At 63.1% G+C, this 14,276-nt stretch carries 14 protein-coding genes; 10 read left to right on the forward strand and 4 right to left on the reverse strand.

The window, feature by feature from the left end; translation table 11 throughout:
• The first annotated feature begins 57 nt into the window (after positions 1-57).
• The 3 genes from HNP98_RS12475 (at position 58) to HNP98_RS12485 (ending at position 3,555) form a co-directional block, all read left to right on the forward strand.
• Positions 58-1,836 (forward strand): L,D-transpeptidase family protein, encoded by a 1,779-nt coding sequence (locus tag HNP98_RS12475; RefSeq protein ID WP_173810409.1) that lies wholly within the window; start codon positions 58-60, stop codon positions 1,834-1,836.
• Between the two features lie 254 nt (positions 1,837-2,090).
• Positions 2,091-2,672: a helix-turn-helix domain-containing protein gene (locus HNP98_RS12480; protein WP_173810410.1), complete on the forward strand. Its 582-nt coding sequence runs from the start codon at positions 2,091-2,093 to the stop codon at positions 2,670-2,672.
• A 706-nt stretch (positions 2,673-3,378) separates the two neighbouring features.
• A complete protein-coding gene (locus tag HNP98_RS12485) occupies positions 3,379-3,555 on the forward strand; it encodes a hypothetical protein (RefSeq protein WP_173810411.1) in 177 nt (58 codons plus the stop codon).
• Between the two features lie 100 nt (positions 3,556-3,655).
• On the opposite strand, the gene HNP98_RS12490 is transcribed toward HNP98_RS12485, so the two are convergent.
• Both HNP98_RS12490 and HNP98_RS12495 read right to left on the reverse strand, forming a co-directional pair.
• Positions 3,656-4,138, reverse strand: a complete 483-nt coding sequence (locus HNP98_RS12490; protein ID WP_173810412.1) for a hypothetical protein — start codon at positions 4,136-4,138, stop codon at positions 3,656-3,658.
• Between the two features lie 112 nt (positions 4,139-4,250).
• On the reverse strand, positions 4,251-5,744 hold the full coding sequence (locus tag HNP98_RS12495; protein WP_173810413.1) for a DEAD/DEAH box helicase: 1,494 nt from the start codon (positions 5,742-5,744) through the stop codon (positions 4,251-4,253).
• Between the two features lie 298 nt (positions 5,745-6,042).
• On the opposite strand from HNP98_RS12495, the gene HNP98_RS12500 reads away from it, so the two are divergent.
• Positions 6,043-6,558, forward strand: a complete 516-nt coding sequence (locus tag HNP98_RS12500; protein ID WP_173810414.1) for an NUDIX domain-containing protein — start codon at positions 6,043-6,045, stop codon at positions 6,556-6,558.
• Positions 6,559-7,443: 885 nt separating this feature from the next.
• Here HNP98_RS12500 and HNP98_RS12505 read toward each other — a convergent pair.
• A complete protein-coding gene (locus HNP98_RS12505) occupies positions 7,444-7,800 on the reverse strand; it encodes a helix-turn-helix domain-containing protein (RefSeq protein WP_173810415.1) in 357 nt (118 codons plus the stop codon).
• Positions 7,801-8,243: 443 nt separating this feature from the next.
• On the opposite strand from HNP98_RS12505, the gene HNP98_RS12510 reads away from it, so the two are divergent.
• Entirely contained in the window at positions 8,244-8,594 is a 351-nt protein-coding gene (locus tag HNP98_RS12510) for a hypothetical protein (protein WP_173810416.1), read from the forward strand.
• 50 nt (positions 8,595-8,644) lie between these two features.
• Here HNP98_RS12510 and HNP98_RS12515 read toward each other — a convergent pair whose 3' ends face one another.
• Positions 8,645-9,250 carry a hypothetical protein gene (locus HNP98_RS12515; protein WP_173810417.1) on the reverse strand — a complete coding sequence of 202 codons (606 nt, stop codon included), beginning with the start codon at positions 9,248-9,250 and terminating at the stop codon, positions 8,645-8,647.
• 241 nt (positions 9,251-9,491) lie between these two features.
• Here HNP98_RS12515 and HNP98_RS12520 point away from each other — a divergent pair, with 241 nt between their 5' ends.
• The 5 genes from HNP98_RS12520 (at position 9,492) to HNP98_RS12540 (ending at position 14,115) form a co-directional block, all read left to right on the forward strand.
• Positions 9,492-9,728 carry a hypothetical protein gene (locus HNP98_RS12520; protein WP_173810418.1) on the forward strand — a complete coding sequence of 79 codons (237 nt, stop codon included), beginning with the start codon at positions 9,492-9,494 and terminating at the stop codon, positions 9,726-9,728.
• Positions 9,725-10,672, forward strand: coding sequence for a UDP-2,3-diacylglucosamine diphosphatase (locus HNP98_RS12525; protein WP_173810419.1), 948 nt, complete (start codon positions 9,725-9,727; stop codon positions 10,670-10,672). The genes HNP98_RS12520 and HNP98_RS12525 overlap by 4 nt, the downstream gene beginning before the upstream one ends.
• 154 nt (positions 10,673-10,826) lie before the next feature.
• Positions 10,827-11,888, forward strand: a complete 1,062-nt coding sequence (locus tag HNP98_RS12530; RefSeq protein ID WP_173810420.1) for a glycosyltransferase family protein — start codon at positions 10,827-10,829, stop codon at positions 11,886-11,888.
• On the forward strand, positions 11,885-13,363 hold the full coding sequence (locus HNP98_RS12535; RefSeq protein ID WP_173810421.1) for a GH1 family beta-glucosidase: 1,479 nt from the start codon (positions 11,885-11,887) through the stop codon (positions 13,361-13,363). The genes HNP98_RS12530 and HNP98_RS12535 overlap by 4 nt, the downstream gene beginning before the upstream one ends.
• 32 nt (positions 13,364-13,395) lie before the next feature.
• Positions 13,396-14,115 (forward strand): dienelactone hydrolase family protein, encoded by a 720-nt coding sequence (locus HNP98_RS12540; protein WP_173810422.1) that lies wholly within the window; start codon positions 13,396-13,398, stop codon positions 14,113-14,115.
• Positions 14,116-14,276 lie beyond the last annotated feature (161 nt).

Genomic DNA, 14,276 nt, shown 5'->3' on the forward strand with positions numbered 1-14,276 from the left:
CAAGGGCCCGATTATTGCACCTCTCCAGGGCTGTTGCCCTCTTCGTATTTTCGCTGCATGCCCCGTTTCCGCTTTTTTCATTCTTTCCTGGTTTGGTTGTTCGGTGGCCTGCTGGGGGCGGCGCTGCTGAGCGGCTGTGGTTCCAAGTCCGACCGGCGGGGGCAGGGCGCGGGCGCGGGCACTACTGCCGGGGCCGCGGGCCCGCAGCCGGTGCTCGACAGCGCTTACGTGCAGCGGGCCCTGGAGGCGGTGCCCCAGTTCCAGGGCCAGCTGCCGTGGGCGAAGAAGTTCTACCGCGAGCGGCAATACCAGCTGGGGTGGTTTAAGAACAACGCGCTGGTGCCGCAGGCCGCCCAGCTGCTCCAAACCATTGCCAAAGCCCGGGATGAAGGCTTGGATCCTAAGAAGTACCAGGTTAAGGACTTATCTAAGCTGTTCAATCAATTCAAGGCAGCACCCGACCTGGCCCGGCGCGATGCCCTGGAGCAGGAAATAGACGTGGCCTTGTCGGGCACCTACTTCGTGTGGGCGTCCGATTTTTACCGGGGCGTGGCCAATCCGCACGATGCCAAGAATGCCGCCTGGCAGGTGAAGCCCAACAAAATCAAACTCCACAAAGCTTTGCTCACCTACCTCGGCGACCGCAAAAGCAAGTACGGCTACTACGAGTTTGCCCCCCTGCACCCCGAGTACAATAACCTGAAAAAAGCCCTGGCGGCCTACCGCACCCGCGAGGCCGCCGGGGGGTGGCCGGCCCTGCCGAAGGCCCTGGTGCTGCGGCCCGGGCAGGCCTCGGCGGCGGTGCCGGCCCTGCGCCGGCGGCTGCTGGGCCCAGCGGCCGCTGCGGCCACGTCCGCCGCCCTGGGGTACGACCCGGCCCTGGTAGCCGCCGTGAAATCGTTTCAGCGCGACGCCGGCCTGCGGCCCGACGGCGTGGTGAGCGGGGCCACGCTGCGCGAACTGAACGTGCCCATCGGCCAGCGCATCGACCAGTTGTTGCTCAACATGGAGCGCTGGCGCTGGCTGCCCAAAAAGTTCGAGCCGGACTACCTGCTGGTGAACATCCCCGAGTACCGGCTGCACGTCATCGAAGGCGGCAAGGAGGCCATGACTATGCGCGTCATCGTGGGCAAGGCCCTCACGGCCACCCCAATTTTTAGCGATAAGATGGAGTACGTGGTGCTGGCCCCCTACTGGAACGTGCCGTTCAGCATCATCGAAAACGAGCTGAAGGACAAGTTTGCCGCCGATCCCACCTACCTCGACCGGCTCGACATGGAGGTGGTGAAGGGCTACGGCCGCAAGGCCGTCGTCATCGACCCCGCCACCATCGACTGGGCCAACGTGACCCAGGAGAACTTCCGGTACACGCTGCGCCGCCGCCCGGGCCCCAAAAACGACCTGGGCAACGCGAAGTTCATCTTCCCCAACTCGAACGATATTTACCTGCACGACACGCCCCACGGCGAGCTGTTTTCGCAGGCGAGCCGCAACTTCAGCCACGGCTGCGTGCGGGTGGAGGAGCCCATCAGGCTGGCCGCTTACCTGCTGCGCGACAAGCCCGGGTGGGACCAGCAAACCATCCTTGACAGCATCGCTACCCACCGCGAGCGGTACATCACGCTCACCAAAAAGCTGCCCGTGTACCTGGTGTACCTCACGGCCTGGGCCGACGCCGACGGCCACGCCCACTTCCGCGACGACATCTACGGCCACGACAAAACCCTCGCGCGGGAGTTGCTCATCAAGCCCGCCGGGACCGCGCCGGTGCGGGTGGCCGCCCGGCCGCAGCCCGCCCCGTTGGCCCGCCCCGCCGCCGCTGGCAAAAGTGGCTAGCGGACAAGGAGGCTAACTCTGCCCCGACCATTTCAAGAGGCCCGCTTGCTCGGCAAGCTGGGCCTTTTCTGTTTTAGGCTGGGGACCGCAAATGGCAAAGCACAAGAGTCTCATCTGTTTACACTTGTAATTACAAGTGTAAACAGATGAGACTCAATTAGTATAACTATAGAATTGTAAACCAGCCGAAGTTGCGAGGAGTATCCCAGGACATTAATTTATTTCCCCCACATTTGTAAATAAATTATGTTTTCATGGTTGACCGTATCCGGGCGCTGCTGCTGGCCCGCCAACTGAGCCCGACGCAGTTCGCAGACGCCATCGGGGTGGCGCGGCCCATCATGAGCCACATCTTGTCGGGGCGCAACAAGCCCAGCCTGGAAGTGGTGCAGAAAATCCTGGAGGCCTTCCCGGACCTGGCCATGCCGTGGCTGTTGAAAGGTACGGGCCCCATGCTGGCTGTGGCGGAAGTGCCCGCTGCCGAGGACAAAGCCGTCGCGGTAGCCGCCCCGGGCCCCCGCAAACGCCCGGCCGGCCCCGTTGCCCCGGCCCCCGCCGCGGAAACTCCCGCACTTTCCCCGGATTTTGAACCGCTAGCCCCGGGCCCGGTAGCGGAGGCCACTGCCAGCCTAGCCCCTGCCCAGCCCGCCCTGGAAAACCCGCTGCCCCCGCTGCCCCCCGCGCCGGCTCCGGTGCTGCCCCCGGCAGCCGCGGCGGCTCCCCTGGTAGCCAGCGTACCGCCGGAGTTAGCCTTGTTTGCCGAGCCGGGCAAGGCCATCCGGCGCATCGTTATCTTTTACCGCGACGGCACTTTTGCCGACTACCAACCAGAATAAGGCGGGCTAGCGGGGCAAGCGCGTTGCCACCGTCCTGTTCAAGTAAAGCTGACTGCAACGGGCTAGCCGGGTTTGGTACAGATTTGGTACGGGGTAAAATATGTCCAAAATATGCAATTTATTAGCTGTTATAAACAGGCTTGGAGGGGTATCGGTAACACCTTAGTATAAAAAGCATGTCTATCTGATAAGCCCGGTATAAACCACAGCAGGCTGCCAGTAGCCTTAGTGTTGATGAAATTATAAATTTAAAATTCATAAAATACTGTAAATCAACAAGAATTATCCAGCTAATAAAACTTAAGATTTAGTATTAAAGCGACGAGCTTAGAGCACTAATAGCAGGTCTGCGCTTTAACTTTTTGTCAAGGCCGTAAAGCGTAGCTCTGGTGTTTGTGCCAAGAGTGGTGCTAACAGAATTGGCGGAGCGACCGGCTTTGATAAAGTCAGTTTGCGCGGTGCCCACCCCGCGGACACTACTAAAGAAATGAGTCCAGCAGATACGGGTGGGCAATGGAATAAGTAGGCAGAAAGTTGAGCTCAGTGGCTAAAAAATGGTACCACCAACTTCTTACGGCCGGGCCGGGCAAGTTGTGCCGTTAATTGCCAAATGTTATCCTGCGGAATCTGCTGGGCAGAGGCCGAATGGACGCGGCAGGCAGTGGCGCGGGTTGGCGATTTAGCGCCCGGTGGCTACCTTCGCGTTATGAAACCGACCCGAGCAATTGTACTGCTGGCCGCCAGCGCGGCCCTGTTCCTGACCGCCGCCTGCTCCCAGGCCCCCGACGCGGAAAAAGACCCCAACGCCGACGCCGCCTACAAGCGCGACCACCGCACCGAGATGTACCGCAAGGCGCAAGAGAGCAACGTGACCCGCAACTAAGCCGGCCCGCCCGCGCGGCCGACCTCATAGGAAACGCAAAGCCCCCGCCGGACTATCCGGCGGGGGCTTTGCGTTTCTTCTATACTTGGGGTAGAACTGGCTAGTCGGCCAGCACCAGCTCGGGCTGGGGCAGGGCGGCGAAGTCGGGCAGGGTGATGCCGGCCAGCAGGCGCTGCTCCAGCAGGTCGGCCCAGGTGCGCAGGTACAATACCACGTCGTCGCGCTGGTTGTGGCGCAGCTGGTCGCGGCGCTCGAACGGAATGGCGAACCGGATGGTGGGGTCGGCGAGGCGCTCGAGGTGGGTGAGGTCGGCGCGGGTGAAGCCCAGGGCCAGCATCTCGTCGATGGTGTCGTCGATGGGCAGGCCGCTGGCGGGGCAGTAGTCGACGAGCTGCCGCTCCCAGTCGCCGTAGCGCTGCATGGCCCGGGCGTGGATTTCGCCCTTGGTCAGCTTCGTGACGGTCTGGGCCAGGTGGCCGCAGTTGCAGCTGCCCATGTGGCCCCACTGGTAGGGCGTTTGGGTGGCGAGGCGCTGGGCGGTGTCGCGCAGGGCCTGGATGACGGGAAGCGAGGTGGTAGCCATAGGGGGGACGAATGACGAGGTACTGGACTGAAAAAGCAAAACGGGCCGGAAAAAGTTTTCCGGCCCGCTTCGGGAATCGTCGATTAAACGAGAAAATTTTCCGTTCCCGTCATTAGTAGGAGCTGCGGCGCGAGCCGCCGCCCTCGCGGCGGCCGCCGTCACGCCCGCCGCTGCCGCCGGCCTGCACGCGCTGGCCGCCGCTGCCGAAGCGGCGGTTGGTGTCGGAGCCGCCGCCGGCGGGCGCGGCCGCGGCGCGGCTGCCGCCCGAGGGCCGGTTGCTGTTGGCCGACGACCGCTCGGGGCGCTCGGACCGCTCGCCGCCGCTGCGGCCGCCGCTGGGGGCCCCGCCGGAGCGGCCCCCACCGCTGCTCCCGTCGCGGCTGGGGCGCTGGGGCCGGCCCGCCGGGCCCTTGGGCCGGACGATGCGCTCGCGGCCGTTCAGCTCCACGGGGCGCACGTGGGCCGTGGTGAAGGGGTGGTCGGTGTTCAGGTCAATCTGGCGGTTGATGAGCTTCTGGATGTCCTGCAAGTAGGCGCGCTCCTCGTCTTCCACGAACGAGAAGGCCGTGCCGAAGGCCCCGGCCCGGCCCGTGCGGCCGATGCGGTGCACGTAGGTTTCGGGCTCGTTGGGGATTTCGTAGTTGACGACGTGGGTCAGCTCGTCCACGTCGATGCCGCGGGCGGCGATGTCGGTGGCCACCAGCACGCGGGTGCTGCCGGCCTTGAAGTTCGACAGGGCCCGCTGGCGGTGGTTCTGGCTTTTGTTGCCGTGGATGGCCTCGGCCACAATCTCGTACTGGGCCAGGGCCTTCACTACCTTGTCGGCCCCGTGCTTGGTGCGGGTGAAAACGAGCACGCGGCGGATGGCCTTGTCGGTGAGCACGTGGCGGAGCAGGGCGGGCTTGTTGTTGCCCTCCACCAGAAACACCGACTGCGTCACCGTCTCGGCGGTGCTGCTCACGGGCGTCACGGCCACGCGCACGGGGTTGGGGCGCAGGATGGTGGCGGCCAGCTCCTGAATCTGGCCGGGCATGGTGGCCGAGAAGAACAGGGTCTGGCGCTTGGCGGGCAGCTTGGGCAGGATGCGCTTGATGTCGTTGATGAAGCCCATGTCGAGCATCCGGTCGGCCTCGTCGAGCACGAAAATCTCCACCCCGCGCAGATCCACGAAGCCCTGGTTCATGAGGTCGAGCAGGCGGCCGGGGGTGGCGATGAGCACCTCCACGCCGCGTTGCAGCTGCTGCACCTGCGGGTGCTGGCCCACGCCGCCGAAGATGACGGTGTGGCGAATCTGGCTCAGGTGGCGGCCGTAGGCCCCGAACGACTCATTAATCTGGATGGCCAGCTCGCGCGTGGGCGTCAGCACGAGGCAGCGGATGCGGCGGGGGGCCTGCTTTTCGAGCTGCGCCGAGCGGTGCAGCAGCTGCAGGATGGGGGCGGTGAAGGCGGCGGTTTTGCCGGTGCCGGTCTGGGCCACGCCCAGCAGGTCGTGGCCTTCCAGCACGTGCGGAATGGCCTGCTGCTGGATGGGGGTGGGGGTGGTGTAGCCTTCCTCGGTCAGTGCCTTGAGGAGGGGGTCAATCAGGTTTAATTCGCTAAACGTCATAAGTTGGGTTGGGTACTCAATACTACGTATCGGGTTGATAAACAGCGGCCCACGAGGGCGCGCTGGCGGGGCCCGGCGAGGGGGCACAAGCGGACGGGGCCGCGCCGGAGGTCCGGGCGCGGGCGGGGTTGGCGGCTCGTCGGAGGCCGCCGCATTCCCTGAAAAAGAGAAGTTGGGGTGAGGTGCGCTTACTTCGCGGAGGCAGCCGAGGCGCGGGGCTTTGCCCGGCGCGGCCGGGCGGCGGGCTGCTCCGACGGCGGCCCTGGTTTTTACAAAGATACAACACAACTCCCCCACGATGCAGATTACCGACCGCAAGCGCGTTTTCAACGGCCACTACAAAATCGACGAGCTGGCCGTGCGGGCCCCCAACGGCCAGGCGTTCACCCGCGAGCAGTTCATCTTCGGTAACGCCGTGGCGGCCCTCGTCTTCGACACCGCGCGCCAGCTCTACGTCCTCACCCGGCAGTTCCGCTACGGCCCCGAGCAGGAAGTGCTGGAAATCGCCGCCGGCATGATTGACCCCGGCGAGGGCCCCGACGCCACCGTGCGCCGCGAAATCCACGAGGAGCTGGGCTACGAAGTCGATGCCCTCACGCCCATTGCCACCGTGTTCTCCACGCCCGGGGCCAGCACCGAAACCATCGCCCTCTACTACGCCGAAGTAAGCCGCCAAACCGGCCCCGGCGGCGGCATGGCCGGCGAAAACGAAACCATCGAAATCGTCACGATGGACTGGGACGCGCTGGTTGCCGAGCCCTTCCAGGACGCCAAAACCCTGGTGGCCGTGCAGTGGGCCCGGCTGCGGCGGTAGCGGGTGCGGCCCAGTGGCTGGCTTACTGTTGGATGCGCTTGTGGTATCGGGTGGATACTGCTGGCACGCTGATTTTGGGTGGCCCACTGGGGAAGCAGGTAGATTGTCCCCATTTTGACCAGCCTACTTTTGAGTGAAGCTTGATTAGGTGTCACTTATGGAGCAGCACGCTTTGTCTGGGGTGATGATATTGATGGATTTATAGACAACAAAATTGGATTTCGAAATAGATAATGGACTACAAATCTTATCTGAAGATAGTGTTCTCTGTTACGCGTAAAGACATAACCGCCACTTATGGTGCAGCGGCCTTGGCTACGTTTCCATTGATTTTTTTAGCTTCAGGCACAACTTATTGGATAATTAAGTCTTCAGGAATATATCTTTCTTATTTCTTATTCATGTCGATATTTTTTTTATTAAATGCCAGTATATTTTTTTAAATCTTAAATTCATAAAAAACAACTGGCAAATTATTTATACTTCGAACCGTAATGCTTCTCCTCAATGGTTAAAATATTGGAGTATCTTTTATTTAAGTTTTATATATTTAATGGTATTAGCTATAATTTCATAATATTTCAACGTGAATGTCAAAGTAATCATCTTTAAGACTTGAAAAATGGCGGTAGTTAAAAGTGAGGTGGCATATTACAACTTAGTCAATTAATTAATGTCCTAAAAATGCATCCAGTGCCTCGAAAACAGAGTTTTTTACCTGATGCAACTAACTAAATTAATGGCATTACCTCATTCTGGACCACCGCTAAATCGTTAGCTTTTATAATGCTATAATAGGGATACCTAAGTAAATATTATACGTAGCATTATTACGAGGTGCCCAAACGTCAAGTAGAGCTTGGGGCCGCCCGGATTCGCTAGGTATCAAGCGTGTTTCAAGATAAGCTCGGCCGAAATGCCCAGCTTTTGGTACAGCCGCTTGGCCAGGTCCAAGTTGATGGCCCGTTTGCCGTTCAGTACTTCGCTCAGGCGGCTGTTGGCCACGCCGAGCAGGGCCGCCAACTCTTGTTTCTTTAGGTGCCGCGCCACCATTTCCCGCTCCAGGATGCCCACCAGCGAGGTGGGGGCGACGGGGCGGTGGCCGTGGCCGTTTTCGTATTCGTTGGCGGCGTGGCCCAATGCTTTGATTTCGTCCAGGCCGCCGGGCTCGTGGTCGATGAGGTGTTCCAGCCGCGTCATGGCGGCCCGGTATTCATTTTCGGTGTGGAGGGGGCGCGTCATGGGGCGGGTGGCGTTGGATTCACGGTTTTGCTTTCATCAAACCTGATGAACGAAGTGCTCACGCAAGCATCACGTCGCCGATTACAACCAGCTTACAAACACTTTACGCGACTAGTGCGTTATATTCGCATCAGAATAAATTGTACAAAGCGGGCAAAGTATATCATCTTTAAGTGCAATATATTTGTTTTATACAAAACATCGCTTTTTATCCTAATGGAAATGCCTAGTCTTTCCTTGTTGATTCCCTTGGCTGTCGGTACCCTCAGCGCGGTGGCTCTGGTAGTCCGAGTCGTTGGTAAGCTTTCTGCGAATCATATTACGGTAACCCGTGCTGATACCGGTGCGTCCGTTGTATTGGAGCGTCCTAGGGTCGAGCAGTCGCGGGAAAACCGGTCTGAGCAAGCACGCAAACTGTTGGGCTTGGTTGAAGCGTAGCGGGCATGGCAGACGAAGTACCCAAAGGGGAGGCCGGCAATCCGGCCTCCCTTTCCAGTTATGAAGGCCTGGCCAGTACGGCCCTGGTAGCGTTAGCCAACCTCATTCCTTACCCGGCCGGCCGGATTGTGGGCACAATCGTAGCGGCCCCGCTGGGGGTAGTGGTTGGGCGGCTCATTGGTTGGAAAATCCAGCAGCGCAAGCGCGAAGAAGTGCGCCGGATTGTGAACGAAGAGATGGACGACGTGCGCAAAGAACTTGCACGCGCAGACCTGACGCCGGAACGCATCGAAAAGCTGCAAGATGAGCTTGAGCAGCTGCGCAATGTGCGCCTCAAGCAGTTGCTGTTGGATTGACTATTGGGCTTTTTTGTGTGTCACCACAAGCCCAGCCTCCGGGGCCCCAGCTACTGCACTGGCGGCACCGTCACCACGTACTCGAAGGCCAGGTAGAGTTTGGCGTCGCCGACGCGCACCTTCAGTTCCTGGGGCTCGACTTTGGGCAGGGGCAGTAGGCCCTGGGCCTGGTAGAGGTCGCGGCCGTAGAAGCGGCCGGGCGTGGCGGGGGGCACGAGTTTGAACACTTCCTGGCCGGCCTTGTCGGTGGCCACCACGACGAGGTTGACGAGGTTGGCGCTGCCGGGGCCCTTGCGGCGGATGGTCACCTGCAACGCGCCGCCGGGGGGCAGGGCGGCCAACCGGCGCTGGTAGGTGGTGTCGGCCCAGGTGTGGAGCTTGCGCAGCTCGTCGATTTCGGCCAGCATCTGGGCGTAGGGGCGGTAGGCCAACTTCGTGTAGACGCCGGCGACGTCGGCTTCCTCGTCGGTGTTTTTGGTCACGTTCTGCACGGCCGGCGACTCGGCGTCGCGCTGCGGGAACAGGTAGTGGCGCTTATTAGTGATGAACTTGGACGCGTCGGGGGCCTGCGCGTGGGCGGCCCCGGCCGCGGCCAGGCCCAGAAGGGCGGTGGCCAACAGGCTGCGGGTGCTACGAATAACGGTAAAAGTGTGCATTGGATAAAGATAAAATTGGGCAGGAATTGGACGGGGTAGTAACTTCTGCTAAAAAACCTGAAATAGGTGGTTGTGAAGCTGTAAATAAACAAATTTTGGCGCAAATGACTCGCTTTAACCGGCGGCGTAGGCAGTAGAAAACCCGATTTTTTACTAAATCGTAACCCTTCGGTAATCATTAGGACACGGACGCGGCCGAATTTTGAGAACAGGACCTTCTGTTCACTTCTTCCTTCGAGCCATGTACTTTCCGGCCTTGTTTTCGTGGGCGCGGCGCCTGGGGCGCTGGTTGCTGTACGGGCTGTTCCAGGTGGCGCTGGGCGTCGCTTTCGCCCTGCACCTGCTGGGCACCCTGCGCTCGGCCCTGGGCGGGGGCGGGGCCAACGCCGCGGGCCGCCACCCGGGACCGGCCGTGCGCCCGCGCCGGCCCGAAGCCCGCCGGGCCCGCCCGCGCTTCACCAACCCCGCCGCCGCATGAGCGAGCCCTTGGATTTCACATTTGAGAATACAGGCCCCGCCGGCGTGCCCACCCGGCCGGCCAAGCGTAAAAAGCCCGCCAAAGCCGGTGGGAGCAAGCGCCGCCGGGTGCAGGTGGCGGTGGTGTCGGACGTCCACCTGGGAACCTACGGCTGCCACGCCCGCGAGCTGCTGCGCTACCTCAAAAGCATCCGCCCGCAGGTGCTGGTGCTCAACGGCGACATCGTGGACATCTGGCAGTTCAGCAAAAACTACTGGCCCCCGGCCCACATGCGCGTGGTGCGCTACCTGGCCGGCCTGGCCGCCAAGGGCACCAAAATCCACTACCTCACCGGCAACCACGACGAGCTGCTGCGCAAATTCGCGGGCCTGAAAATCGGGCAGTTCCACTTGGGCAACAAGCTGGTGCTCGACCTGCCCCACGGCCGCACTTGGCTCTTCCACGGCGACGTGTTCGACGTGACCATGCGGCACTCGCGCTGGCTGGCCAAGCTCGGCGGGCAGGGCTACGACTTGCTGATTCTCATCAACCGCTTCTTCAATTTCCTGCTCGACAAGCTGGGGCGGCCCCGGGTGGCGCTCTCCAAGCTGGTGAAGGAGCGGGTGAAGTCCGCCGTGGCCGCCGTGAACAACTTCGAGGAGACGGCCGCCGCCATTGCCGCCGACGAGGGCTACCGCTTCGTGGCCTGCGGCCACATCCACCAGCCCGAAATCAAGGAAATTGCCACCCCCAAGGGCCCCATCACCTACCTCAACTCCGGCGATTGGGTCGAAAACCTCACCGCCCTGGAGTACACCGCCGCCGCCGGCTGGCAGCTCTACCGCTACGCCGACGACCCCCGGATGCAGGCCCTGGCCGAGCCCGACGACGCCACCGACACCGCCTCCGACGCCCACCCCGCCCAGCTGCTGGAAGGCCTGCTGGCCGAGTTTAAAATTAAATGAATTTAATTGTTGGCTGTTGGTCGTCATGCTGAGCGTAGCCGAAGCATCTCTCCCGCTGAGTAACCCAATCTATTGAGTTAGTTGAGCAGTAGAGATGCTTCGGCTACGCTCAGCATGACGACCAACAGCCAACATCAATACCTAACAACCACAGATGCGCATCCTTTACGCCATCCAGGGCACCGGCAATGGCCACCTGGCCCGCGCCCTCGACGTGGTGCCGCTGCTGCAAGCCCGCTGCGACCGGCTGGATTTGTTGGTCAGCGGCCCGCCGGCCGATTTATCGCTGCCGTTTGAGGTGCGCCACCGGGCCCAGGGCATGGGCTTTTTGTTCGGCAAGAAGGGCGGCATCAACTTCGTGAAGACGTTCTGGCAGTTCAAATCGGCCAAGTTTGTGAAGGAGATTCAGCGCCTGCCGATTCGAGACTACGACTTGGTGATTAGCGACTTCGAGCCGGTGTCGAGCTGGGCGTGCCGGCTGCGCGAAGTGCCCTGCGTGGCCCTCAGCCACCAGAGCGCCGTGCTGCACCCGGCCGCGCCCCGGCCCGCTGATGCGGACCCCGCCGGCCGGGCCGTGCTGCGCCACTACGCGCCGAGCACGGCCCAGTACGGGTTTCATTTTCAGGAGTATGCGCCGGGCATTTCCACGCCCGTCATCCGCCAGCAGGTGCGGGCCCTGGTGCCCACCGACGAGGGCCACTACACGGTGTACCTGCCGGCCTTCGAGGAAGAGGTGCTGGTGGAGCGGCTGCGCTACCTGAGCCGGGCCACCCGCTGGGAGGTGTTCAGCAAGCACAGCACCGCGCCCGCCACCTACGGCAACGTGCGGGTGTGGCCGGTGAGCGGGGGGGCCGACTTCCTGGGCAGCCTGGCCCGGGCCAGCGGCGTGCTGTGCGGGGCCGGCTTCGAGACGCCCGCCGAGGCCCTGTACCTGGGCAAAAAGCTGCTGGTGGTGCCCATGAAGCAGCAGTACGAGCAGCAGTGCAACGCCGCCGCCCTGGCCCTGCTGGGCGTGCCGGTCATCAAAAATCTCAAAGACAAGTACTTAGCCGTGGTGGACGAGTGGCTGCACCAGGGCCGGGCCGTGCCCGTACACTACCCCGACCGCACGGGGGCCGTGCTCGACCAGCTGCTGGCCGAGCAATTGCCCGGGCCCGGGCCCCGGCGGGCCACCGTTTCTTTTCCCGATCCTGAACTCTCCGCGCCCCGCGCATGACCGACGCTACTTCTTCTTTACCGGCGGCTTTTTTCCCGCCGTCGGCCCCGCCGAACTTTACCCGCGCCGATTTTGGGCCCGATTTCCACTGGGGGGCCGCCGCGGCCGCCTACCAGGTGGAAGGGGCCTGGCAGCTGCAAGGCAAGGGCCCCAGCATCTGGGACGACTTTACGCGCCGCAAGGGGGCCGTCCGGCGCGGCGAGCACGGGCGGGTGGCCACCGACTTCTACCACCGCCACGCCACCGACCTCGACTTGGCCCAGGCGATGGGCCTGACGGATTTCCGGTTTTCGGCGGCCTGGCCCCGGGTGCTGCCCGCCGGCGTGGGCGCGGTGAACCGGCGCGGCCTCGACTTCTACGACCGGCTGGTGGATGCCTGCCTGGAGCGCGAGCTGCGGCCCTGGGTCACGGTGTACCACTGGGACCTGCCCAGCGCCCTGCAAGCCAAGGGCGGCTGGGCCAACCGCTCGGTGGTGGGCTGGCTCGCGGACTACGCCCAAGTGCTGGCCCACCGCCTCGGCGACCGGGTGCAGCACTGGATGGTGCTCAACGAGCCGATGGTGTTCGTGGGGGCCGGCCACCTGCTGGGCGTGCACGCGCCGGGGCGGCGGCACCTGGGGGCGTTTCTGGCGGCGGCCCACCACGCCACGTTGGCCCAGGCCGAAGGCGGGCGGGCGCTGCGGGCCCTGCTGCCGGCCACAGCCCGCATCGGCACCACGTTTTCGTGCTCCTACCTCACGCCCCACCGCCCGGGCCACGCCCGCGACGAGGCCGCCACCCGCCGCGCCGACGCCCTGCTGAACCGCTTTTTCGTGGAGCCCGCCCTGGGCCTGGGCTACCCGGTGGCCGAGCTACCGGCCCTGCGCTGGCTGCTGGAGCGCTACCACCGGCCCGGCGACGAGCAGCGCATGCAGTTCGACTTTGACTTTTGGGGCATCCAGAACTACACCCGCGAGGTGGTGAAGTTCTCGCCCTGGCTGCCGCTGCAATGGGCCACGCTGGTGCCCGCCAAGCGGCGCGGCGTGCCCCACACCGACATGGGCTGGGAGGTGTACCCGGAGAGCATTTACGAAATGCTGAAGCAGTACGCCGCTTACCCCAACGCCCCCCAGCTGGTCGTGACCGAGAGCGGGGCCGCCTTCCCCGACGTGAAAGCGGGCGGTGCCGTGGCCGATGCCGAACGCCGCGCCTACCTGCAAGCTGCCCTGGGCCAGGTGCTGCGGGCCCGCCGCGACGGCCTCGACGTGGCCGGCTACTTCGCCTGGACGCTCACCGACAACTTCGAGTGGGCCGAGGGCTACGGGCCCCGCTTCGGGCTGGTTCACGTCGATTACCAAACCCAGGAGCGCACCGTGAAAAGTTCGGGCCTGTGGTACCGCGACTTCCTGCGCTGGCCCGGGGCGGCGGGCCCCAGCGGGGCGGAGGGCCGCCGGGCCGACTTTCCCGAACCATTCGCCGCCGGTTCCGTTGGGTGAAGGCGTCTTATTTTTCACTCCAAACAAACCCCATGAGTTCTCCCAATTCCCTGGCCCTGTCGGTCGGCGACGGCACCACGATGCAGGCCTATACCGCCCAACCGCAGGACAGCGCGGGCCCGGTGCCCGGCATCATTTTGTTGCAGGAAGCCTTCGGCGTGAATTCCCACATCCGCAGCGTGGCCGACCGGCTGGCGCAGGCCGGCTACGCCGTGGTGGCCCCCGAGCTGTTCCACCGCACGGCCGCGCCGGGCCTGGAAATTGCCTACAGCGACTTCCCCAGCGCCATGCCCCACTACTTCGCCATCACCAACGAGGGCCTGACGGCCGACCTGCAGGCGGCCCACGCCTGGCTCACGGGCCAGCCCGGCGTGGCGGCCGATAAAATCGGCAGCATCGGCTTCTGCCTGGGCGGGCGCGTGTCGTTCCTGGCCAACGCCGTGCTGCCGCTGGCGGCCGGCGTGTCGTACTACGGCGGCGGTACCGAGCAGATTAAAGACCGCGCCGCCGACCTCCACGCCCCGCATTTGTTCTTCTGGGGCGGGCTCGACCAGCACATTTCCAAAGAAAATATCGTCGAAGTAACCGACGCCGTGGACGCGGCCCAGAAGCCCTACGTGAACACCGTCATCTCCTACGCCGACCACGGCTTCCACTGCGACGAGCGCCCCAGCTACAACGCCGACGCGGCCCGCGAAGCCTGGGCCCTTACGCTGGCCTTCTTCCAGGATAAATTCCAGGCCGCCGAATAGGAGTTGGGCCTGAATAGTCTCTTACGGCAGTTTTCAGGTCCGTGCATGGCCGGTACGGAAGGATTGTAGAACGAAGTGGCACTTCGTTTCCGTGCGAGAACGCCAAACGGAGTGCCACTCCGTTCTACAGCGCTGGGTGCACCGACTCGAAAACTGCGGTA

Source organism: Hymenobacter caeli (assembly GCF_013294115.1).
In the GTDB taxonomy this organism is placed as follows: Bacteria; Bacteroidota; Bacteroidia; order Cytophagales; family Hymenobacteraceae; genus Hymenobacter; species Hymenobacter caeli.